A 22,489-nucleotide genomic window follows, 5' to 3' on the forward strand; every position below is an offset into this window, starting at 1 on the left:
GAACCCTTAGGTTCGCCTTTAATAACAGCATAACCGATTATTTAAACAAGTTACCCAAAATCCCTTTTGCCGCTTGAGCTAATAAGTCATTTGCATCAAAGTTTTTTAAGTCTTCAACATTACCATTCGGGGTTAGAGTATCCACGATTTTTGGCAAGAACTGGGCTAATAAATCGCTCGCATCAGCAGCATCAACACCCGCTTCCTGAGCGGCATTTTGAATGTTTTCTTGCCCGAACACATCACTGATTTGTTCGCCCGAAACAGGTGCATTATCTTCATCGCTGCTGATCCAAGTGCGTAACACATCATCTAATCCGCCTTGTTGGAATTTGGCAATCAGCCCTTCAATCCCACCTTGTGAGGCGAGTAAATTTTGAATTAATTGAGTTGCAGTTGATTGGTTATTGCCACTCAATACTGAAGAAGCCAATGAACCTAAAATATTTCCTAACATAATTTCTCCTATGCAAGCGGTACAATTTTGCGAAAATTTTGCAAAAAAACGGCAAAATTCAACCGCTTGTAATCACTTTAACGAGCTAAAATGGCTCGCACTCTTTCCAAATCTTCCGGCGTATCCACCCCCACTTGCGGGGCTTCTTTCGCCGGTTCGATATGAATTTTTTCACCGTACCATAAGGCTCTTAATTGCTCAAGAGACTCAAGCTGTTCTAATTGTGTCGGCTGCCACGCCACATATTGCTTCACAAAGCCGGCTCGATAAGCGTAAATGCCGATATGACGTAAATAACCTTGAGCGGCAACAAAATTGTCATCGCAATCAGGGAAACTGTCTCTGGCAAACGGAATACTGGCTCGGGAAAAATAGAGAGCCATTCCGTTTTTGTCTGCCACCGCTTTCACCGCATTGGGGTTAAATAGTTCTTCTCGGGTCTCTAATTTCACACCAAGGGTTGCCATATTGACTTGATAAGTGTCTAAATTGCGAGCAACTTGCTCAACAATTACCGGTGGAATCAGCGGTTCATCACCCTGAATATTCACAATAATTTCGCTGTCGGCAATCTGCATTTTTTCGATCACTTCCGCCAAACGTTCAGTGCCGGAATTGTGTTTCTCCGAAGTCATACACACTTCTGCCCCAAAAGATTGAGCAATAGCTTCAATTTCAGGGTGATCGGTTGCAATAATCACACGGCTTGCACCGGCAAGCTGAGCTTTTTCCCAAACGTGTTGAATCATCGGTTTGCCTGCAATATCCAACAACGGCTTACGAGGCAAACGGCTGGAAGCGTAACGAGCAGGAATAATTACAGTGAATTTCATAGGCTATCCTTATGCTTCTTGAGCATCTAAGAAACGTTCTGCATCAAGGGCTGCCATACAACCTGTGCCGGCAGAGGTAATCGCTTGGCGATAGTTGTGATCCATCACATCACCGGCAGCAAATACCCCTTCCACAGAAGTAGCGGTCGCATTGCCTTCCAAACCTGATTTTACTTTAATGTAGCCGTTTTCAAGTTCTAATTGCCCTTCAAACATTGCCGTATTCGGTGCGTGACCAATCGCCACAAAGAAACCATCAACCTTAATTTCTTCGCTCAATTCTTCTTTGGTCGATTTTAAACGCAAGCCGGTAACACCCATATTATCGCCTAACACCTCATCAACCGTGCGGTCGGTGTGCAGAATAATTTTGCCTTCTTCAATACGTTTTTGCAGACGACCAAGCAAGATTTTTTCAGCACGGAAGCTGTCACGGCGGTGAATTAAATGCACTTCGCTCGCCAAATTTGCCAAATAAAGGGCTTCTTCCACGGCAGTATTTCCGCCGCCAACCACAGCAACCGGTTTATTGCGATAGAAGAATCCATCACAAGTTGCACAAGCCGACACGCCTTTGCCTTTGAAATGCTCTTCAGAAGGCAAACCTAAGTATTTCGCCGAAGCACCGGTGGCAATAATTAACGCATCACAGGTGAAGGTGTATAAATCCCCTTTTAGCGTGAATGGGCGTTTAGATAAATCCACGGAATGAATATGATCAAACACGATTTCAGTTTCAAATTTTTCAGCGTGTTTGAGCATTTTATTCATTAGCTCGGTGCCGGTAATTTGCTCAAATTCCCCCGGCCAGTTCTCAATTTCATCGGTTGTGGTGAGCTGTCCGCCTTGTTGCATTCCGGTGACTAAAACCGGGTTTAAATTGGCACGGGCGGCATACACCGCTGCGGTATAACCGGCAGGCCCTGAGCCTAAAATTAAAAGTTTGGTATGTTTAGTGGTCATAATGAATCCTCTGAATAAATATTACTTCCTATTTTAGCCTAAATTTCAGCTCAACTCTATTTTCGTTTTCGCTCATCTTTTTTCGATTTTGTGACAAAGTTAACAGAAATCCGGCAAGTTTTCTTGTAAATTGTGACAGTCTAATTCATTTAAAAGGGGCAAGAAGATGAAAAAATTAATTAATTCAATAGAAACCGTCTTAGATGAGCAACTTTCCGGTTTTGTGAAAGCACATTCTGATTTAACACTTAATACAGAACCTGTCTATATTTACCGCACGCCTCCAAGTAATCAACCTAAAGTAGCCCTTATTTCCGGTGGTGGGAGCGGACACGAGCCAATGCACGCCGGTTTTATCGGTAAAGGAATGTTAGACGGAGCTTGCCCCGGAGCAATCTTTACATCTCCAACGCCAGATCAAATGTTTGAATGCGGTTTAGCGGTTGATCGTGGCGAGGGTGTGTTGCTCATCATTAAAAACTATACCGGCGATGTGCTGAATTTTGAAACGGCTACCGAGCTACTTGCAGATAGCGGTGTAAAAGTCGCAACCGTGTTGGTTGATGATGATGTGGCAGTAAAAGACAGCTTATATACTGCCGGTCGCCGTGGTGTTGCAAATACGGTATTGATTGAAAAACTGTTAGGCGCTGCGGCAGAGAGCGGTTATACCTTATCTGAATTAGCAAAATTAGGACATCAGTTAAATAATAACGGGCATTCTATCGGGATTGCTTTATCTGCTTGTACCGTGCCGGCTGCCGGTAAGCCATCATTTACTTTAGCTGAAAATGAGATGGAATTTGGGGTAGGTATTCACGGCGAGCCGGGCATTGAGCGTCGCCCTTTTGAAAATCTAGATAGCACCGTGAAACAAATGTTTGAAACCTTAATTGCTCACGGCGATTATCAACGTAAAATTCGCCATTGGAATACACAAACTCAACAATGGGACGAAATCGAAGAAAGCAAAGTGGCATTGAAAAAAGGTGATCGTGTTATTGCTTTAGTTAATAACTTAGGAGCAGTGCCACTCTCAGAACTTTACGCAGTCTATGATGCATTGGAAAAAGAGTGCCAAACTTTCGGCTTAAATATTGAACGCAGCCTTGTAGGATCATATTGCACCTCGCTGGATATGCAAGGTATCTCTATCACATTACTGAAAGTGGATGATGATATTCTCAAACTATGGGACGCTCCGGTAAATACACCGGCAATGCGTTGGGGTGAGTAATTAGATTGAAAGGATAAGTTATGACAATATCAAAACAACAGATCTTAAAATGGCTTGAAAATTGCCAACAGGTAATGACTGAAAAACGGGATTATTTAACTGAATTAGACACCGCTATTGGCGATGGCGATCACGGTTTGAATATGCAGCGTGGCTTTAGCAAAGCATTAGAAAAAGCCCATACCGTGCAAGATAAAGATATCGGCACTCTACTTAAAACCGTTGGAATGACATTGTTATCGCAAGTAGGTGGAGCAAGTGGTCCTCTCTATGGTTCATTTTTTATTAAAGCGGCTCAAGGTGCTACAGGCAAAGAGCAACTGAGTTTTACCGAGTTACTTGCACTGCTAGAGCAAGGGACAGAAGCGATTGTGCAACGTGGAAAAGCAGAAATTGGTGATAAAACAATGTGCGATCTGTGGTTGCCTTTGCTCGAAGAGCTAAAAAAAGCGGATACCTCTCTATCGATTGGCTCAATTTTGTTACAAGCGGTCGAAAAAGCAGAAAATTTTGCAAATCAAACCGCTCCATTAATTGCGAAAAAAGGGCGAGCCAGCTACTTAGGGGAACGTAGTATCGGGCATACCGATCCGGGAGCAACGTCTAGCTACTATATTTTTAAAGCCCTAGCTGAAGCGTTACAGTAGGAGGAATAAATGGTCAATTTAGTGATTGTTTCACATAGTGCTAAACTGGCAGAAGGTGTGGGGGAAATTTTGGCTCAAATGGCACAAGGGGGTTGCAAAATCGCCCTTGCCGGTGGCATAGATGATACCGAAAACCCTATCGGCACTGATGCGGTAAAAATAATGCAAGCGATTGAATCAGTATTTAGCCCTGACGGCGTGATTGTGTTTGTCGATTTAGGCAGTGCAATTTTAAGCACACAAACCGCCATTGATTTACTGGAGCCGGAGCTTGCTGAAAAAGTAGTCATTAGCTACGCTCCTTTAGTTGAAGGTGCTTTTGCTGCGGTAGTGGCAGCTTCCGCCGGTGACAGCTTAGAAGACGTATTAAACGAGGCTAATCAAGCCGCTGCTCTTAAGCAAGAACAAGCTAATTAGAAAAAATGCCGTATCGAAAAATACGGCATTTTAGTTTTATTAGTACAATAGTGAATAAAGCTGTCTTCTAAATTTCGGCACAATCGGGTCTGTACCCAGTGCAGATAAGATTGCCAGAAATTGGCTTTTTACCTCGCCGTTCGCTACATTTAAATCCGATTTTAACCAATCAAAAAGTAACGTGAGTGCTTCTTCATTTTTATGAGCTTGGTGTAGCTGATTTGCCAATTTAATCGCAATTTCAGGGGTTTTGCTGTTCGCATAATCCGCTTGAAGCTGTTGTAATTCGGGCGATTCGCTGGCTTGTTCCAATAATTCGATTTGGGCTTGCAAACCGTGCCAACGGCTGTCTCTGTCTTGAATCGGAATCGCTTTGAGGATTTCCCGAGCCTCTTCCACGCTTTTCATTGCGATGTAAGTTTCGGCATAGAGCAAAGCGAAATCGCTGTTTTTCTTATCGGTCATTTCCCACGCGGATTTCAGCAGCGGCAAGGCTTCGGTATAACGCTGATCTTGCAATAATTCCAACGCTTGTTGGAATTTCAGCTCTTCCTCTTTCGGTAAAATATTTGCCAGACGAATCCGTAATTCCTGCTCACTTACTGCACCTTGAATTGCATCAATCGGCTGACCGCCGGCAAACAAATAGAGCGTTGGAATTTGTTGAATGCGAAATTGAGCAGCCAATGCTTGTTGCTCATCACAATTTACCGTCGCCAATAAAAATTGGTTAGGGTTTTCATCCGAAATACGACGTAGTAAGGCATCCATTTCCAATGAAGCCACTTCCCTTGGCGAAATAAAATGAAACACCGTCGGCACTTGTGCCGCTGCTGCCCATACTTCACTAAAATTCTGCTCGTTTACATTTACAAAGTAGTCCATACAAAACCTTCTTAAGCTAAAAATTACTTTTTATATTGTAGCATTAATAAGAAGTTTCAATAGGTAGCCCGTTTCTCTCCCACGCTTCAAAACCACCTTTTACACTATAAACATTTTCAAACCCTTGTTCGATTAAAAACTGTGCTGTACTTTGGCTACTCACTCCGTGATAGCAAATCACAACCACCGGTTCGTCATAATCGACCTCATCTAAAAACTTACCATAACTCTGGTTGGTTAAATGAAACGCATCCTGTGGGTGGCTGTAAACATAACGGCGGGCATCACGTACATCAGCAAGTACTGCACCTTCATTTTCCATTAATTCCCAAGCCTGTTGCGGGCTAATTTCTTTAAATGTAGTTTCCATAATCAGTTTCCCTCAAAAAACGTGCAACTATACCATAAAATTCTAAAAAGAATGGCTATTATTCCAAGTTGAAAATTTGATGTTTGTCAGATATAATTGCGAACTATTTTCAAATGCACTGATTTAAAACTGCCACAGTTTGAGGATTTTATGGAGCAATTATTTCAATTTTTAGAACATTATACTGACTTTGTTATATTAGGATTACTAGGCTTATTAAGCGTAATCTGCCTTTGGAAAGCTATTGAACGTATTATGTTTTATTCCAAAGTAGATATTTCAAAATACGATACCCTCGAAGAATTAGAAATCGATTTAACTCACAATTTAACTACCATTTCGACTATCGGCTCTAATGCCCCTTATATCGGCTTATTAGGAACCGTTGTCGGTATTCTTTTAACTTTCTATCATTTAGGTCAATCAGGTGGTGATATTGATGCGGCCTCTATTATGGTAAACCTTTCTTTAGCTCTAAAAGCCACTGCTGTCGGTATCTTAGTGGCAATTATTGCAATGGTTTTCTACAATGGTTTTGGTCGTAAAGTGGAAGAAAACAAACTGAAATGGTTGGCATTACAATCAAAAAAGCCTCATCAAGCGGTGTGATTTAGTCCATTTTTTGCAAATTAATAAGGCAGAACAATGAAAAAATTCGATGAAATCAACATCATTCCATTTATTGATATTATGTTGGTATTACTGGCTATCGTGTTAGTTACCGCCTCTTTCATTTCTCAGGGCAAAATCCAAGTAAATGTACCGAAAGCAAGTACAACACAGCCAATGAAAGCAGACGATTTAGCGAAGCTTTTAACTATTACCGAAAATAATGAGTTTTTCTTTAATGATCAAGCAATAACTAAAGAGCAATTAATTGCTGAAGTTGCCACTTGGGATAAAAGCCAAAAAGTGTCACTCAAAGTTGATGGTGCGGTCGCCTTCGAAAAATTTGTGGAATTAACCGATATCCTTTCTGCAAATGAAATTAAAAATGTGGCAATCATTACTAAAAAAGAAACTGCTCCAGCACCTTCAAGCACACCTGATAGCCCTGCACAAGTGCCAGCAGCCGCACCTTAAATAGGGTAAACAGGTATGAAAAAAAAACATTCTCGTATCGGCTTAGTGGCATCTTTGGCTATTCACACTGCCTTAATTGGTGGCACTTTTGCTTGGTTACATAACCACAAAGTGGAAAAAATTGCCGAGCAAAACTCTCTTTCTATGGAAATGGTGGCAGCATTATTAGAGCAACCTCAGGTTGCCGTTGCTCCGGATCCTATTACCGAAGAGGTCAAAGAAATCGAACCGGAGAAGGCAGAAGTACCACCTGAACCTAAGCTTACTCCAGAGCCGGAGGCAATTCCAGATCCTACACTAAAGCCGAAAAAGGAAAAACCGAAAGAAGAAAAGCGTAAAGAGCGGCACCACCATAAACATAAGCATCGTCACAAAGAGAAAAGGGAAGAGCTACAAGAGCAAGAAAAGCCGAAAGATAAGCCTAAAGAGCGCCCGAAACATCATCACAAGCATATTAAAGCATTAGAGCGTGGGCCAGAGATAAAACAAGGTATTGTCGCCAAAGCGATTCCAAATGCGGCTGAAGGTGAAAAAGTGGTTGCTGGTGTGGTTGGAGGGCAAAAAAACGGTTCGTCAAATTCAACTTCAACTACAGGCTCTACAAATGGCGGAGCAAGTGGTGGTAACGCCAGTGAACTTGCTGCTTATAAAGTCGCATTACAGCGAGCATTACAGCGTAAGGCGAATAACTCTTACCCTCAGCGTGAAAAAATGATGCGGAAAACCGGTACAGTTACGATTAAATTTACCGTTACATCGTCCGGTTCAATTACAAATGTATCCGTACTCAATTCATCGGGAAATAGTAATTTAGATAACGCTGCGGTACGCAGTGCAGAAGGTTTGAGTATGCCTCCGCCACCGGCAGGCTTCCCTCCTACGGTAACAGTACCGGTAAGATTTGCCCTTGAATAAAAACAGCCCTCAAAAGCAATGTACTTTTGAGGGCTTTTTATTGCAAAAAATTGACTAAAAATGACCGCTTACTGCTTGCGAATATCGCCATTTCTCACATTCGGACTCACTTCACCCGTACGAGTTTCTGTGCTTAACGAGGTAGAATTTACTTTCGTAAAAGTATAATCCGCTTTGCTGAATTCACCTGTTTGATTATTTAAGAAGAAATTGCGGTACTCTTTTACCCATAATGCCGTTGCGCCACAAACTGCCACAGGCATAACTACTAAATTCACAAATGGAATCATCGTGAATAGGCTCACTAAAGCACCAAAGGTAAAATTTAAAGTGCGAGACTGCGACAACGCATTTCGCATACGCTGAAAACTGATTTTATGGTTATCAAACGGATAGTCACAATATTGAATGGCGATCAACCAAGCACCGAAGATAAAAGTCAGCACAGGTACTACGGTTTGCCCAACCACAGGCAAAAAGCCTAATACAAAAAGAGCAATCAGCCTTGGAATGCTATACATCATTTTTTGCCATTCTCGTTTCAGCATTCGAGGCACATCTTTTAACATTGCACCGAATGACATATCGCCCAAAGTCTCGCCGGTAAGTTGCAGCTCGACTTTTTCTGCTAATAACGCATTAAAGGGAGCAGCAACAAAGTTAGCCAAGGTAGTAAAAGCAAAATAAAATCCCACTAATATCATCAAAAAAATCAGTGGAATCAGTACAAAGCTAAGCCATTCCAGCCAGCTTGGCAGTAACATATCCAACAAGCCACCGATATTGGCAAAAAATCCCCAAATCAGCCCTACCATCAGCACGGTATTAATAAGAATTGGGAAAATCACAAAAGGCAAAAATTGGCGTTGTAACAATAACCGCCAGCCATATATAAAATAATGAAAGCCTAATCCGACTTGATTTTGCGGCTCAGAAAAAACTGAAGACATAATGATTCCTTATTTTCTATCAAAACTAATCAGAAATATGGTAAGCTACGCACATTATTTTCGCAAATATGAAAATACATTTTTTATTGATTATTTGATAAAGAGGACACAATGGAACTGCATATTATTTTCTTTATTCTTGCCGGGCTACTGATTGCTGTACTAATTGGATTTAGCCTTTGGTCCGCTCGTCGTGAAAAATCAAATATTTTTTCAAATACATTCTCGACTAGACCTATTGCTGTGCCACCACAGAATAATAAAATGAGCAATAGCATCCCAACCTCATTACAGCCACAAAATGAGGATTATCAAGCAATGTCTGTGCCGGAAGAAAATCCGCAACAGATACAACAGGAAGTTGAAAGCTCGCTGCAAAATATCAAAATCAGTTTGCCGGGCGGAAATCCTCAGCAACAGCCTGAGCAAATTCAGCCGATACAATCGGTAGCAGAACCAACGATTAGCACTTACGGTCAGAAAATTTCTAGTCAGCAACATATCCAATACAATACACCGGATTTTGTCACTCCAACAGCGAACACGGTGGTGGAAGAAGCTCCTCAAGCGGTAGCTATCGAACCTCAACAAGCACCAGCGGCAGTGGAAGAAAACCCGTTTGTGACCCTTTATATTTACGCTCCGCAACATCAGCCTTTCCGTGGTGATATTGTAGTCCATTATTTAGAAGAAGTTGGGCTACGTTTTGGCGAACACCAAATTTTCCACCGTCATCAACACATTGATGATTCACTCAGCCCGATTATTTTCAGTGCGGCAAATTTAATGAACCCAGGAACCTTTGATTTAAATAATATCTCAAACTTTGCAACAGCTGGTTTAGTGCTATTTATGCAACTTCCAACCGAAGGTAATGATGTGGCTAATATGAAATTATTAATCAGAAACGCAGAACACTTAGCAGCATCGTTAGGAGGATTCTTATATGACGATAACCAACAGCCTTTTGGCGAAGAATCCCGCCAACGTTATATGCAACGTGTGATGCACTAATTGCAAAAAAATTGATAAATCCGACCGCTTGTACAAGCGGTCTTTTTTGTAGAGAATTTTACCAATGTCTTTATTTAACCAAGCCTCTTTATTTGAAGAGAATGCTACGCCCGAGTTAGTCGAGAAAATCGAAGCCCTTCGCCAAACATTACGTCAATACGAGTATGAATATCACGTTTTAGATAACCCAAGCGTACCCGATGCCGAATACGACCGTTTAATGAACGAGTTGAAAAATCTGGAATGGCAGCACCCAGAACTGATTACCGCTGACTCGCCAACTCAACGGGTTGGAGCAAAACCGCTGGCAGGCTTTGCCCAAGTCACCCACGAAATGCCTATGCTTTCGTTGGATAATGCCTTCTCTGATGAAGACTTAGACGGCTTTTTACGCCGAATGGAAAGCTATATCACCGCCTCTCCCTCGCAACTGGAATTTTGTTGCGAGCCTAAATTAGACGGCTTGGCAGTGAGTATTTTATACGAAAACGGCATACTTACCCGAGCCGCAACCCGTGGCGATGGCACAACCGGCGAAGAGATTACCGCTAATATCCGCACCATTCGCAATATTCCGTTAAAGCTCAACACGACTAATCCACCTGCTCGATTAGAGGTGCGAGGCGAAGTCTTTATGCCACAATCAGGCTTTAATGAGCTGAATGAGAAAGCCTTAGCTAAAGGCGAAAAAACCTTTGCCAACCCTCGCAATGCCGCAGCAGGTTCGCTTCGCCAGTTAGATCCGAAAATCACCCGTCAGCGTCCATTAGTGCTGAATGCCTACGGCATTGGGGTGTATGAAAGCGATGACGAACTGCCAGCCACCCATTTCGAGCGTTTGCAATGGCTGAAATCGCTTGGCATTCCTGTCAATAATGAAATCCGCTTGGCTCAAGGCAAAGCTGCTCTCTTGGCTTATTATGCGGAGATTCAGACTAAACGCCCAACATTAGGCTACGATATTGACGGTACAGTGTTGAAAGTCAATGACATTGCCCTACAAGAGCAACTCGGTTTTATCTCTCGCTCCCCACGTTGGGCGATTGCGTATAAATTTCCGGCTCAAGAAGAAATGACCATCTTGAAAGAAGTGGATTTCCAAGTGGGAAGAACAGGGGCAATCACGCCTGTGGCGAAATTAGAGCCTGTTTTTGTCGCAGGCGTAACAGTAAGTAACGCAACGCTACACAACGGTGATGAAATCGAGCGACTTGGCATTGTGATTGGCGATACGGTAATTATTCGCCGAGCGGGCGATGTAATTCCGCAAATTACAGGCGTGGTGTTAGACCGCCGCCCTGAACATGCAAAAAAAATTGAATTTCCGACCGCTTGTCCTATCTGTCACTCCGCCGTTATTCGGGTAGAAGGCGAGGCGGTGGCACGTTGTACCGGTGGTCTATTCTGTGGAGCTCAGCGTAAAGAAGCCTTGAAACATTTCGTCTCACGCAAAGCGATGGATATTGACGGTGTAGGCGAAAAATTAATTGAACAGCTGATGGATCGTGAGTTAATTAAAACTCCTGCCGATCTGTTCAAGCTCGATCACACAACTTTAATGCAATTAGAACGAATGGGGGAAAAATCCGCCCAAAATGCGTTAAACAGCATCGAAAAAGCGAAAAATACTACCCTTCCTCGCTTTTTATTCTCATTAGGCATTCGAGAAGTGGGTGAAGCAACCGCTCTCAACCTGGCGAACCACTTTGGTAGCTTAGAGGCAATTCGCCAAGCCACTTTTGAGCAATTAAAAGAGGTGCAAGATGTGGGCGAAGTGGTAGCGAACCGTATTGTTAGCTTCTGGCAAGAATCGCATAACGTGGAAGTGGTGGAAGATTTGATCGCTCAAGGCGTACGCTGGGAAAACGTTGTGAAAGCCGAAATCGCAGATAACCCGTTAAAAGATAAAAATGTGGTCTTAACCGGCACCCTAACCCAACTTACCCGTGATGAAGCCAAAGCCCTATTACAAAGTTTGGGCTGTAAAGTCTCCGGCTCGGTTTCCAGCAAAACCGATTACTTAATCGCCGGTGAAAAAGCCGGTTCTAAGCTGGCAAAAGCTCAAGAGTTGGGAATTCAGATTTTAAGCGAGCAACAATTTATTGAGCTTACTCAACATTAACAAGCAAAGGGGCAGATGATTGAAATCTGCCCCTTATTCTATCTATTGAATGCTTAAAAGCATTAACCAATCAATTTAAACTGCTGAGCTAAAAACAGTAACGTAAAGCTAGTTAAGTAAATTAAGCCGATAACTGCCAACCAAAATAACCAGCCTTTTGCACGATGCTCACCTTTTAGCACTAAAGAGAAATTTAACCACGCAAAAACAGGGGTAGAAACAAATGATGAAATCATTGCAAATTGTAACATTTTCGCCACATCACTCATAAATTGGCTAATAATTAAAATGCCGATGAGTGCAGTTACCGTCATCCAAATACTTAATTCTGTTTGTGAATGTTGCTTACGCCCGCTAATTAAACGTAACGCTTCTGCATTCGCTCGTGAATATCCATCAATAACAGTGATCGTTGTGCCGAACATACACATAAATGCAATAAATGCGATTAAAAGCTTAGACCAGTCGCCAATCGCAAAAGCATACATTTTAATTAATTGAGCAATATAGGCAACACCGGCTTGTTCTACTTTTTCACCTGAACCGTACTGTACTAACGCACCCAATGCTAAAAAGACAATCGCCAAAATTGCCGTGCCGATATAGCCCACATTAAAATCAAAAATACCGTCCTCATAATTCACTTTACTTAAACGTTTTTTCGCAATAACCCACATTGAGTTAATGGCAGAAATTTCAATTGGTGCAGGCATCCAGCCCATTAATGCAACGATGAACGCAAGTGCTGCTAAATTCCACGGCGAAGGCTCTACGAAATCTGGAGCAATTTCAACGCCACCTTTTAAAGCAGCAATGATCACGGCAGATACCGTAGAGATGGTTAAAGCAATCATAATCCATTTAGATAATGTATCTAAGAATTTATATTGCCCTAGAAGTAAAATACCCCAAGTGATCACAATCACAATAGTTCCTGCCATTGGAATGCTTAAATCTAACGGAATACCTAAAGCAGAAAAAATAAATTTTAGAATCGCTGCTGAAACAATCGCCACCGCAGCTGTGTTAATCATTGCAGCAAAAACGTTAAGGATAAAGAAAATAATAAGATAAAACTTTCCTTTTTCTTTGTAGCCTTCCAATAAAGTTTTACCGCTAGCTAAGGTATATTGCACACCAAAGCGGAAAAACGGATATTTAAATAAATTGGCTAACAGAATAATAATCGCCAGCTGCCAGCCATAAATCGCACCAGATTGTGTAGAGGCAATAATATGCGAACCACCCACTGCCGCAGATGCCATCAAAATCCCCGGCCCCATTGCAGCAAATTTACTTTGCCAAGTTGAATGTTCTATTTGTTGTGTCATATAGCTTTCCTTATCACATTACTATCAAAACAAGATGGTTTCATTCTACTTATAAAAACCAAATAAAAACACTCCTCTAGAAAAGATGTTCATAAAATAATACAGATATTATGCTGAATAGAGAGTATGAAATGATAAGAAAGCATTTATAAAAATGATTTAATAAGAATTAAAAACTAAGATAGAGTATAAAAATGGTTTTAAATAAAATTTAAAATAAATTGTAAATTTTTATTTACCAAGATTTTTAGCAAAGTTTTCACTAAAAATGACCGCTTGCAGGCAATAAAAAAGTGCGTTTCCGCACTTTTTACTAAAATGATTTAATTACTCAACCAATGCTCACCGTTGCCATTAGCTGGTGGATTAATCGGTTGGTTATTATTCTTACCTGGAATAATAATTTGAGGCTGATCGTACATACATTTGTTGTTCGACAATATATCACAGGGAATAGCACATACAGCAGGGGCAGAAAGGCGACAACTTGAACCACCTTTTTGATTACAATTCTCTAATGCATTTTCTTCAGCAAGACTACTAACGATACTATACCCAAAATCATCGAAGCCTTGACCATCTTTATAACCTTGTGCAAAAGCAAGGCACATATTACTAAACGAGAAGATCATTTGGCAATTACGACCACCGTTCTTTTCACACTGTTTAAACGCATCTTGCTTCGCATTTTCTAAATTTTTAGACGGATTATCAGTCACCCACATCATATTTTGTTCAGGTGACATATAAATTGATGACCATAAACGAGGCTGTGTTTTACGCTTTGCTAAGTCCTCTTTACTGGCAATGGTTACTGCTTCTTTATATTCACCACATTTAAACTCTTTTTCGACATCACCAAAACCACTCATTTCACGAACAGAGGTGATTTTATTATCAGCATCAGCAAAAAGATATGTCCAAGTCGATCCACCTGTATAAACCTTATCTGTTGTCATAAATATAGTGGTTGCATTACGACCAACTTCATAAGTTTGCAAATCATACAAAGCTAGTTGATAACCATAAACATAGCTTAATTCATTATCTTTTACGCATTGAACCGCTGTATCAGGTAAACGTTTACGTGCAAAAAATTCAGATACATCTTTACCACGCCAATAAACACTATCTAGTGGCTTAATCATTGTAGAACAAGCGGTCAAAAATAATGACGAAATAACAAATAGCAAAGAGCTTATTTTGAAATTCATAATAATTACCTTTAAAAGAAAAAAGAGCAAGCTTTCACTTACTCTTTTTTATATTACTTAGAATAGCGTTGGAACACTAAACACGCATTCGTACCACCAAAGCCGAAGCTGTTAGACATCACGGTAGTTAATGCTTTGTCTTGACGTTCGGTTACAATATTCATACCTTGAGCTTGCTCATCAAGGGTTTCAATATTAATGCTTGGTGCAATAAAATTGTTATCTAACATTAATAATGAGTAAATTGCCTCGTGCGCACCTGCTGCACCTAATGAGTGTCCGGTCATTGATTTGGTTGATGAAATTGCTGGCGTTTTATCACCAAAGACATTACGGATCGCCCCTAACTCTTTTACATCACCCACTGGAGTAGAAGTGCCGTGTACGTTAATATACTCGATTTCACCATTTACAGTTGCCATCGCCTGTCTCATACAACGCTCTGCACCTTCACCACTTGGCGCTACCATATCGTAACCGTCTGAGGTTGCACCATAGCCCACAATTTCAGCATAGATTTTTGCGCCACGAGCAAGAGCGTGTTCTAACTCTTCCACCACAACCACTGCACCACCACCGGCAATCACAAAACCATCACGATTAGCATCATAAGCACGGCTAGCTTTTGTTGGTGTTTCATTATATTTAGTTGAAACAGCACCCATTGCATCAAACTCGGTTGCACATTCCCAAGAAAGTTCTTCTGCACCACCTGCAAACACCACATCTTGTTTACCTAATTGGATTAACTCCATCGCGTGTCCGATACAGTGAGCAGAAGTCGCACAAGCTGAGCTGATTGAATAGTTTACACCACGAATTTTATAAGGTGTTGCCAAGCATGCTGACACACTTGATGCCATTGTTTTGGTTACTGCGTAAGGCCCAACAGCTTTCACACCACGTGGACCACGTACTGCATCACAAGCTACAAGTTGACTGTGCGCCGAGCCTGTACCTGCTCCGATCACCAAACCGGTACGATCGTTTGAAACTTGTTCTTCGGTTAAGCCTGAGTCTTCGATTGCTTCTTTCATTGAAAGATAAGCGTAAGCCGCAGCATCTCCCATAAAACGATAGATTTTACGGTCAATTAACTCAGCCGGATTTAATTTAATAGTACCTGCCACTTGGCTACGCATACCCACTTCAGCAAACTCAGGCACAAATTCAATGCCTGATTTACCTGCTTTTAGTGATTCCAACACTTCTTCTTTGTTGTTACCGATACTGGAAATTACACCTAATCCTGTAATAACGACTCTTTTCATTTTGTTTCCTTCATCATTTTGATCTGAAAAATACTTGATTCAGCTTACACTTGTTCACTCAAATAAGCTACTAAAACTTGATTATTTTACACAATTTCATTACTGGTCTGAACTCTTTCTATCAAGATAGCGGTTGAATTTCAGACATTTTTTGCAAAATAGGGAATGAAATTTAATTTCCCGATTTTTTACCCTATTACATAATAATCACTTTTCCGCTAAAATGCTAAACAGTTCACACTTTAGTAAGGAAAGCTGACGTGAAAACATTAACCCTGACAGCCAACAAAATAACAGCCGTAGAAGGCGCTGCCATTGGGGCGAACCAGGGGAGCTTCGCCCAAAAATTAAACTCTACTAAAGCACGAATTGATCAACTTAATGCATACCGAATAGAACGAGCTATCAATGCTAATAATCATCATTTTATGCATGTTTTCTCTCTCATTCCATTGCTTATTCATCTTAATCACCCTGTGTTACCGGCTTATGTTGAAAATGCACCACAAGGGATTTGGCATTTTCAACTCTCTGATTATCAAAAACAATTTCTGGTTTCTTACCGTTTTGATGAAGCAATCTCTGCCGATCATTTGGGCCCCCATCCCAGCTTTGATGCTCTTTATTCGATGGGTAGCACCGGTACTATTACCCAAACAAGCTGTTCTGATTTAGATTTATGGCTATGCTATCCGAACCATTTTACAATTGAACAATATAAGTTAATGGAGCTTAAAATTAATAAATTGCAAGAATGGGCAAAGACATTCCAAATCGACATCAATATTTATTTAATGAACCCAGAACAATTTAAGAGCCAAACTTATAACAGTAGCGTAACCGATGAACACAGTGGTTCAGCACAGCATTTTTTTCTATTAGATGAATTTTATCGTTCAGCTATTTTACTTGCCGGTAAGCGTTTACTCTGGTTGCATTTGCATAAAAATGAATACCAAAATGTTCACAATAACCCTGAAATTGACTTAACGGAATGGGTTGATTTCGGCGATTTTTCCAGCCTTTCAACCAGTGAATTTTTTGGTGCAAGCTTATGGCAGCTCTACAAAGGAATTAATAACCCTTATAAATCGGCAATTAAAATTTTATTGCTCGAATGCTACGCTCACACTTACCCTAAAACAAAGCTCATCTCCAAAGAATTTAAGAAAAAACTACTAAGTGACAATGCATTGGAATACCACTTTGATCCCTACTTAGCCATGCTTGAATTGGTAACAGAACACTTAAGATCACGCAAAGAGTGGGTGAAATTAGACCGCTTGCGAGTCTGTTTTTATGCAAAAGCGGTTGAGGGAGAAATAAATAACAACTGGAGAAGTCGTGATTTAGACGAGCTGGTTAACCAATGGTCTTGGTCAGAAAAACAAATTCAATTACTTCAAAACCGTCAACATTGGAAAATTAAGCAAGTGATGAATCATGAGAATATGCTGATTGATCATTTACTACAAAGTTATCGAAATTTAATTCATTTTGCTCGAAAATTTCATATTAATCCGAGCATTATGACAAATGATACTGATATTTTAATGCGAAAACTTTATTCTGTATTTGAAGCACTTCCAGGAAAAATATCGTTAATTAATCCTAAAATATCGTCCAATTTAGCAGAAAAAGCAATTACATTTATTGAAGCTAAAGTTGGATCTGCGTTACAACCCGGTTGGTATTTAGTTAATCAGGCACCTAAAAGTCGTTATGACTCTGAAAATCGTTATGTCCATTATAATAAAAGCCCGATTAAGCTTATTGCTTGGGGGTATTTTAACGGCATTATTAACGCAGCAACTAATTTACATACTGTTAGCCCTAATTTAGATATCGAGAAATTGCGACAATTTATCACCGACTTGCGCTTATCTTTCCCAATTCAAGCGCCGGAAGTGACCAATGATGACATGCATCACCCTAATGAAATTCGCAATTTGGTTATAGCGCTTAATTTAGTGCAAGACCCAACCGAACATATCGATGAACTACCAAAAAAAGTTTATCCAAGCGATCTGTTTAATTTTGGTAAGGCACAAAAAACGTTAGTTGGTAGTGTGAGCATTATTTATCGAAATGTATGGAATGAAATTCGAACTCAACATTTTGACGGTGAAGATGCTATTTTAAAAGCACTAAAATTGGTATCCAATCGAATTTATCAAGGAAATTCTTCACCTCAATCAGTTAATGTTTTTTGCTATAGTAAATATCTACGTAGTGAGTTACGTGATTTTGTGGCGGATTTAGTTCATAAATGTATTACAATTCAGACTGGTTGTTTACTGCAAGAGAATGAATTTAGCACTTTAAAAGTAGCAGGAAAAACCTGGCAGTTTCTTTTTCATAAAAAAACATTTAGCATTAAACAAATTGATGAACAACAAGCGGTTGAAAATTTAAATTCTTTTGCAAAAACCAAGCAAAATGCTAAAAGCGAAAATGAAAAGAAAAAAGAATTTCCGCAACAAATTAGTGAATTTGCCAGTGAAGGCTTTTTACAGTTTTTCTTTGAAGACAATGTCGATAATAGTTTTAATGTATATGTTGTAGATGAACGTAATAATGTCGAAAGTTACTATAACTGTTTAGGAAATAAAGAAGAGAAAATCAGGAAAATCAATAAATTACAAAATGAAAAACAATTAAAAACAGAAACGCCAGCATCATTTGGAAGCTTTAACCATCCACAATTTTATCAACTTATTTCACCGAATGGTGAACTATGTATTGTGCCGTTTCAAAGTCGCCAACATTTAGATTATTTAGCACAGAAAAGTTATTAATAATATTATTTATATCATACAGGTGGGAACTATATGTCAGGATTGGTTAGTCCGGAATTAATTAAAACAGTCGCATTACTTGCAACAAGCATCACAATTGTACCACTTTTTAAACGTATTGGTTTAGGAAGCGTATTGGGTTATTTAGTCGCAGGGTGTTTAATCGGGCCATCTGGAATTGGATTATTCCAAGACCCTGCCGCTGTTGTGCATATGGCAGAGCTTGGTGTAGTAATGTTTTTGTTTATTATTGGTTTGGAAATGCACCCGGAACTGCTTTGGGCGATGCGTAAAGCCATTTTCGGGCGAGGTTTCTTACAAGTTGCAATTTGCGGTATTTTATTAACCTTATCCGGTATTTACTTATTAGGTTTTTCCAAAGAAGTAGCGTTTATTGCTGGTATGGGGTTTACGCTATCTTCTACCGCCATTGTAATGCAAGTGCTGGAAGATAAAGGGATAAGCTCCACACCAAAAGGACAACGCATTGTTGCAACTTTACTGTTTGAAGATTTAGCGATTGTGCCATTATTAGCCTCAGTTGCCTTTCTTGCCCCTAACCAAGTAGATGCTGAATCCAGCACTAATTGGTCTGCGATTGGACTGAGTCTTGTCGCAGTGCTAATTTTAATAGCCAGTGGAAAATGGCTGATGAACCCTATTTTCCGTGTTATTTCTAAAGCAAAAGTACGAGAAATGATGACAGCTGCCGCCTTGCTGGTAGTATTAGGCTCTGCCCTTTTAATGGAAATTAGTGGGCTTTCAATGGCTATGGGCGCATTCCTTGCTGGCGTAATGCTTTCGGAATCTTCTTTCCGCCATCAACTAGAAGCTGATATTGAACCCTTCCGAGGTTTACTTTTAGGCTTATTCTTTATGGGCGTCGGAATGTCATTAGACCTGAGCCTAGTCCTCAATAATTGGTTATGGTTATTGGTGATTGTAGCAGTTTATGTTATCGGCAAAGGGCTTGGAATCTTTATTGCTGCCTCTATTACCCGATTAACACTGAATGAATCTATTGTGCGTACTACCATTATGGCTCACGGTGGTGAGTTTGCCTTTGTGCTATTCTCCGCCGCCGCAACCGCAGGGATTTTAAGCCCAGATACTCACGCCACCTTAACCGCTGCGGTGATTGTATCAATGTTACTTTCCCCACTTCTTATTTTAATCAAGCAAGGGGTGAGAAAGAAAAAAGCAAAAAATGAATCCACTAATATGGCCGGAGTTGAATTACCAGAAGATTTAGAAGCCAATGTATTAGTCATCGGTTTTGGGCGCTTTAATCAAATAGTCTGTCAAGCCTTATTAGCCAAAGGACTAAGTGTATCGGTTATTGATTCAAATACTGATCATATTCGTGCTGCAGCTCGTTTTGGTTTTAAACTTTACTATGGTGACGGAGCGAGACTAGATGTACTTCGGGCATCTGGCATCGCCAATGCAAGCTGCGTAATTGTTGGCGTAGGCAATCCGGAAAGAACAGAGAAAATCGTAGAGCTAATTAAATCGGAATATCCCTTAGTACCGGTATTCGCAAGAACTTACGATAGACAAAGTGCGGTTGATTTAGTTAAAAAACACCACGTTGATTATCACATCCGAGAAACCTTTGAATCAGCCCTCGCATTGAGCCAAGCCACCATTGAACGCTTAGGTTCTAGTGAGGAAGAGGCAAAACAAATTATCAGTTATGTTCGCCGATTAGATGCAGAACGCTTTAATGAGGAATTATTACACGGTTTCTCCGCAGAAGTTATCCGCAAATATTGGGTACCAACACCTTGGGTAAATCCACAACACGAAGGTAGCGCACTTAATGAAGAAACGGCTGATATTTTAGAAGAGCTTGGTGAGACAGTAGAAGTTATAAAAGTGGATATCACTGATAAAAATTAAAGAATTTATACTTTGAATCCTTATTCAAGTATAAGTCTTCCTATACATATCGCATAATCACTCGTAAAAAAGCACCCTATCGGCATAATCTGATAGGGTGTCGATGGTAATAAACCATCGTACGATGACAAGGAAAATATCTATAAAAATTTTTAAAATAGGTGGCAGCTGAATGTTAACCTCGAGGAGATCTTCACAGATAAAGATATTCAAGCCTTATTAAAAGAAGTTAATTTAATCCGTAAAAATCAATAAAAGTTAGATAAGAAAAAAGGCGACTTTCCGTCGCCTTTTGGGCTTATATGCTTGATGTCTATCTTTATCCACCTGAAACCCACAACATAATCGCTAGCACTTGAGGTAGCATAATACGCAAAAACATTACTAGTGGGTAAACAGTTGCATAGGATAACGCTGCAGCACCATTTCCCTCTTTAATTTCATTGGCAAAAGCAAGCGCTGGAGGATCAGTCATTGAGCCGGCAAGTAATCCACAAATCGTTAAATAGTTTACTTTGTTATACATTCTGGCAATCAATCCTGCTATCATCAATGGAACAAAAGTAATAATCGCCCCATAGCATATCCACTCAACGCCCTCACTGCTTAATAGCGTTTCAAGAAATCTACCGCCAGATTTTAAACCAACTACCGCTAAAAACAGTACAATACCGATTTCACGCAATGCAAGATTGGCACTTGGTGGCATAAACCAGTAGAGTTTACGGAAACTACCAATTCTTGCAAGAATAAGAGCAACCACCAGTGGTCCACCAGCCAAGCCCAGCTTTAACGCAACAGGGAAACCCGGTAAATAAATCGGTACAGAACCAAGTAATACTCCCAAACCGATCCCGATAAATATTGGCAACATTTGGACTTGTTGCAACTTTGAGTGCGCATTGCCGATAATCGTCATTACCATTTCAATATCAGCTTGCCGCCCTACTAAATTGAGAACATCACCAAATTGTAACGTCATATCACCTGTTGGTACTAATTCTACACCGGCTCGATTTAAACGAGAAATGACAACATCGTATTTGCCTTTAAGCATTAGCTGACGAATTTGTTTCCCGAAGACTTTTTCATTCGTCACTACAGCACGTTCAGAACGGTAAATCGTGCCTTTGGTTGAGACAGATACATCTACTGCCTCACCTAAAATAATCTGCATTTTTCGTAATGAGGATTCTTCACCTACTAAATGTAAAATATCACCTATCTGTAAAACCGTATCTACACGAGGAATAGAAAGCTCATCTCCCCGTTTTAAGCGTGAATAAGCTACTTCGTGCAAATTAAAATCAGGGATTTGTTTCAGTGTTAAACCGTGAATATTTGGATTTGTCAGACGGACATTTAAGGTACTAAGTTGATCTTTACCTCTATTTTGCTGTTTGTTAAAAGCCTCTGCTTCCGCCTCAATATTGATTCGAAATAAAATCCGAATCAGCCACATTGAAAGTAGAATTCCGATAATGCCGAACGGGTAAGCAATCGCATAACTCATTCCCATAATTTCAGTTACACTCTCAGCGCTTAACTCAGCCAATACCTGTTGACCTGCTCCTAAAGAAGGGGTATTGGTTACAGCCCCGGAGAAAATGCCTAAAATCACAGGCAAAGGAACATTGAAAAATTTATGAATAAGAATAACTAAAATACCGCTAATCAGTACAATCAGTACCGCAAAACCATTGAGTTTTAAGCCAGAATGTTTTAGTGAGGCAAAGAATCCAGGTCCTACTTGAATTCCAATTGAATAAACAAATAAAATCAGCCCGAACTCTTGAATAAAATGAAGTGTATGGGCATCGAGCTTCACATCGAATTGCGCCATAAAATGGGAGACAAACAGCCCACCAAATAACACTCCCCCTATACCTAGCCCCACGCCTCTGATTTTAATATGGCCAATCCATAAGCCTAGAACGGCCACTAAAGATAATAAACTGACAGTAAGTGCAATTTCGCTCATTACAGCCTCTCTTTAATATGAAATACCTCAAAAATGGTATCCAATTCTACCAAATCTCAAAAACGAAAAATGAGATCTATGTCAAAAAAATAAAATATT

20 protein-coding genes are annotated in these 22,489 nt (G+C 40.3%); 10 read left to right on the forward strand and 10 right to left on the reverse strand.

The genetic code is table 11. The features are described from left to right. Positions 1–37: 37 nt before the first annotated feature. The 3 genes from ACJ7Z2_RS10845 to trxB form a co-directional block, all read right to left on the reverse strand. Entirely contained in the window at positions 38–457 is a 420-nt protein-coding gene (locus tag ACJ7Z2_RS10845; protein ID WP_154704637.1) for a YidB family protein, read from the reverse strand. Between the two features lie 77 nt (positions 458–534). Beyond that, on the reverse strand, positions 535–1,290 hold the full coding sequence (gene kdsB / locus ACJ7Z2_RS10850) for a 3-deoxy-manno-octulosonate cytidylyltransferase (RefSeq protein ID WP_409500300.1): 756 nt from the start codon (positions 1,288–1,290) through the stop codon (positions 535–537). Between the two features lie 9 nt (positions 1,291–1,299). After that, on the reverse strand, positions 1,300–2,253 hold the full coding sequence (trxB, locus tag ACJ7Z2_RS10855) for a thioredoxin-disulfide reductase (protein WP_409500301.1): 954 nt from the start codon (positions 2,251–2,253) through the stop codon (positions 1,300–1,302). Positions 2,254–2,419: 166 nt separating this feature from the next. Here trxB and dhaK point away from each other — a divergent pair, with 166 nt between their 5' ends. The 3 genes from dhaK to dhaM are packed head-to-tail and all read left to right on the forward strand — an operon-like array spanning position 2,420 to position 4,554. Then, positions 2,420–3,490, forward strand: a complete 1,071-nt coding sequence (dhaK, locus tag ACJ7Z2_RS10860) for a dihydroxyacetone kinase subunit DhaK (RefSeq protein ID WP_409500302.1) — start codon at positions 2,420–2,422, stop codon at positions 3,488–3,490. A gap of 20 nt (positions 3,491–3,510) precedes the next feature. Continuing rightward, positions 3,511–4,137 carry a dihydroxyacetone kinase subunit DhaL gene (dhaL, locus tag ACJ7Z2_RS10865; RefSeq protein WP_409500303.1) on the forward strand — a complete coding sequence of 209 codons (627 nt, stop codon included), beginning with the start codon at positions 3,511–3,513 and terminating at the stop codon, positions 4,135–4,137. Positions 4,138–4,146: 9 nt separating this feature from the next. After that, positions 4,147–4,554, forward strand: a complete 408-nt coding sequence (gene dhaM / locus ACJ7Z2_RS10870; protein ID WP_409500304.1) for a dihydroxyacetone kinase phosphoryl donor subunit DhaM — start codon at positions 4,147–4,149, stop codon at positions 4,552–4,554. Between the two features lie 39 nt (positions 4,555–4,593). Here the strand turns inward: dhaM and ACJ7Z2_RS10875 are convergent, their stop codons facing one another. Then, positions 4,594–5,439 (reverse strand): co-chaperone YbbN, encoded by an 846-nt coding sequence (locus ACJ7Z2_RS10875; protein WP_006247986.1) that lies wholly within the window; start codon positions 5,437–5,439, stop codon positions 4,594–4,596. Between the two features lie 43 nt (positions 5,440–5,482). Then, positions 5,483–5,809 (reverse strand): thiosulfate sulfurtransferase GlpE, encoded by a 327-nt coding sequence (gene glpE, locus ACJ7Z2_RS10880; RefSeq protein WP_126302592.1) that lies wholly within the window; start codon positions 5,807–5,809, stop codon positions 5,483–5,485. A 150-nt stretch (positions 5,810–5,959) separates the two neighbouring features. On the opposite strand from glpE, the gene exbB reads away from it, so the two are divergent. The 3 genes from exbB to ACJ7Z2_RS10895 are packed head-to-tail and all read left to right on the forward strand — an operon-like array spanning position 5,960 to position 7,807. Beyond that, positions 5,960–6,418, forward strand: a complete 459-nt coding sequence (gene exbB / locus ACJ7Z2_RS10885; protein ID WP_126302593.1) for a TonB-system energizer ExbB — start codon at positions 5,960–5,962, stop codon at positions 6,416–6,418. 36 nt (positions 6,419–6,454) lie between these two features. Further along, the gene (gene exbD / locus ACJ7Z2_RS10890; RefSeq protein ID WP_409500305.1) at positions 6,455–6,892 is read left to right on the forward strand and encodes a TonB system transport protein ExbD; all 438 of its coding nucleotides are present in this window, start codon (positions 6,455–6,457) and stop codon (positions 6,890–6,892) included. A 15-nt stretch (positions 6,893–6,907) separates the two neighbouring features. Continuing rightward, positions 6,908–7,807 carry a TonB family protein gene (locus ACJ7Z2_RS10895; protein ID WP_409500306.1) on the forward strand — a complete coding sequence of 300 codons (900 nt, stop codon included), beginning with the start codon at positions 6,908–6,910 and terminating at the stop codon, positions 7,805–7,807. Between the two features lie 68 nt (positions 7,808–7,875). On the opposite strand, the gene cysZ is transcribed toward ACJ7Z2_RS10895, so the two are convergent. Further along, on the reverse strand, positions 7,876–8,757 hold the full coding sequence (cysZ, locus tag ACJ7Z2_RS10900) for a sulfate transporter CysZ (protein WP_409500307.1): 882 nt from the start codon (positions 8,755–8,757) through the stop codon (positions 7,876–7,878). A gap of 111 nt (positions 8,758–8,868) precedes the next feature. Here cysZ and zipA point away from each other — a divergent pair, with 111 nt between their 5' ends. Together zipA and ligA are read left to right on the forward strand one after the other, a co-directional pair. After that, positions 8,869–9,771: a cell division protein ZipA gene (zipA, locus tag ACJ7Z2_RS10905; RefSeq protein ID WP_409500308.1), complete on the forward strand. Its 903-nt coding sequence runs from the start codon at positions 8,869–8,871 to the stop codon at positions 9,769–9,771. 64 nt (positions 9,772–9,835) lie between these two features. Further along, positions 9,836–11,893 (forward strand): NAD-dependent DNA ligase LigA, encoded by a 2,058-nt coding sequence (gene ligA, locus ACJ7Z2_RS10910; protein WP_409500309.1) that lies wholly within the window; start codon positions 9,836–9,838, stop codon positions 11,891–11,893. A gap of 62 nt (positions 11,894–11,955) precedes the next feature. Here the strand turns inward: ligA and ACJ7Z2_RS10915 are convergent, their stop codons facing one another. The 3 genes from ACJ7Z2_RS10915 to fabB form a co-directional block, all read right to left on the reverse strand. Continuing rightward, complete coding sequence (locus ACJ7Z2_RS10915) at positions 11,956–13,224, reverse strand: NRAMP family divalent metal transporter (protein WP_154704649.1); 1,269 nt, start codon at positions 13,222–13,224, stop codon at positions 11,956–11,958. A 323-nt stretch (positions 13,225–13,547) separates the two neighbouring features. Then, the gene (locus tag ACJ7Z2_RS10920) at positions 13,548–14,438 is read right to left on the reverse strand and encodes a DUF4189 domain-containing protein (protein WP_232019673.1); all 891 of its coding nucleotides are present in this window, start codon (positions 14,436–14,438) and stop codon (positions 13,548–13,550) included. A gap of 53 nt (positions 14,439–14,491) precedes the next feature. Continuing rightward, positions 14,492–15,709 carry a beta-ketoacyl-ACP synthase I gene (fabB, locus tag ACJ7Z2_RS10925; protein ID WP_006247997.1) on the reverse strand — a complete coding sequence of 406 codons (1,218 nt, stop codon included), beginning with the start codon at positions 15,707–15,709 and terminating at the stop codon, positions 14,492–14,494. A gap of 260 nt (positions 15,710–15,969) precedes the next feature. Here fabB and ACJ7Z2_RS10930 point away from each other — a divergent pair, with 260 nt between their 5' ends. Both ACJ7Z2_RS10930 and ACJ7Z2_RS10935 read left to right on the forward strand, forming a co-directional pair. Then, entirely contained in the window at positions 15,970–18,507 is a 2,538-nt protein-coding gene (locus ACJ7Z2_RS10930; RefSeq protein WP_154704651.1) for a class I adenylate cyclase, read from the forward strand. A gap of 33 nt (positions 18,508–18,540) precedes the next feature. After that, on the forward strand, positions 18,541–20,409 hold the full coding sequence (locus ACJ7Z2_RS10935; RefSeq protein ID WP_126302601.1) for a monovalent cation:proton antiporter-2 (CPA2) family protein: 1,869 nt from the start codon (positions 18,541–18,543) through the stop codon (positions 20,407–20,409). 319 nt (positions 20,410–20,728) lie between these two features. On the opposite strand, the gene ACJ7Z2_RS10940 is transcribed toward ACJ7Z2_RS10935, so the two are convergent. Further along, positions 20,729–22,390: a putative transporter gene (locus ACJ7Z2_RS10940; protein WP_409500310.1), complete on the reverse strand. Its 1,662-nt coding sequence runs from the start codon at positions 22,388–22,390 to the stop codon at positions 20,729–20,731. Between the last annotated feature and the right edge of the window lie 99 nt (positions 22,391–22,489).

Source organism: Mannheimia glucosida (genome assembly GCF_046267875.1).
GTDB classification, from domain to species: Bacteria; Pseudomonadota; Gammaproteobacteria; order Enterobacterales; family Pasteurellaceae; genus Mannheimia; species Mannheimia glucosida.

Coding starts and splice junctions, on each gene's coding strand:
- fabB (WP_006247997.1), bottom strand. CDS start 15,709: ATGAAAAGAGTCGTTATTACAGGATTAGGTGTAATTTCCAGTATCGGT.
- trxB (WP_409500301.1), bottom strand. CDS start 2,253: ATGACCACTAAACATACCAAACTTTTAATTTTAGGCTCAGGGCCTGCC.
- dhaK (WP_409500302.1), top strand. CDS start 2,420: ATGAAAAAATTAATTAATTCAATAGAAACCGTCTTAGATGAGCAACTT.
- cysZ (WP_409500307.1), bottom strand. CDS start 8,757: ATGTCTTCAGTTTTTTCTGAGCCGCAAAATCAAGTCGGATTAGGCTTT.
- ACJ7Z2_RS10915 (WP_154704649.1), bottom strand. CDS start 13,224: ATGACACAACAAATAGAACATTCAACTTGGCAAAGTAAATTTGCTGCA.
- ligA (WP_409500309.1), top strand. CDS start 9,836: ATGTCTTTATTTAACCAAGCCTCTTTATTTGAAGAGAATGCTACGCCC.
- dhaL (WP_409500303.1), top strand. CDS start 3,511: ATGACAATATCAAAACAACAGATCTTAAAATGGCTTGAAAATTGCCAA.
- glpE (WP_126302592.1), bottom strand. CDS start 5,809: ATGGAAACTACATTTAAAGAAATTAGCCCGCAACAGGCTTGGGAATTA.
- ACJ7Z2_RS10845 (WP_154704637.1), bottom strand. CDS start 457: ATGTTAGGAAATATTTTAGGTTCATTGGCTTCTTCAGTATTGAGTGGC.
- ACJ7Z2_RS10940 (WP_409500310.1), bottom strand. CDS start 22,390: ATGAGCGAAATTGCACTTACTGTCAGTTTATTATCTTTAGTGGCCGTT.
- zipA (WP_409500308.1), top strand. CDS start 8,869: ATGGAACTGCATATTATTTTCTTTATTCTTGCCGGGCTACTGATTGCT.
- dhaM (WP_409500304.1), top strand. CDS start 4,147: ATGGTCAATTTAGTGATTGTTTCACATAGTGCTAAACTGGCAGAAGGT.
- exbD (WP_409500305.1), top strand. CDS start 6,455: ATGAAAAAATTCGATGAAATCAACATCATTCCATTTATTGATATTATG.
- ACJ7Z2_RS10875 (WP_006247986.1), bottom strand. CDS start 5,439: ATGGACTACTTTGTAAATGTAAACGAGCAGAATTTTAGTGAAGTATGG.
- kdsB (WP_409500300.1), bottom strand. CDS start 1,290: ATGAAATTCACTGTAATTATTCCTGCTCGTTACGCTTCCAGCCGTTTG.
- exbB (WP_126302593.1), top strand. CDS start 5,960: ATGGAGCAATTATTTCAATTTTTAGAACATTATACTGACTTTGTTATA.
- ACJ7Z2_RS10935 (WP_126302601.1), top strand. CDS start 18,541: ATGTCAGGATTGGTTAGTCCGGAATTAATTAAAACAGTCGCATTACTT.
- ACJ7Z2_RS10895 (WP_409500306.1), top strand. CDS start 6,908: ATGAAAAAAAAACATTCTCGTATCGGCTTAGTGGCATCTTTGGCTATT.
- ACJ7Z2_RS10920 (WP_232019673.1), bottom strand. CDS start 14,438: ATGAATTTCAAAATAAGCTCTTTGCTATTTGTTATTTCGTCATTATTT.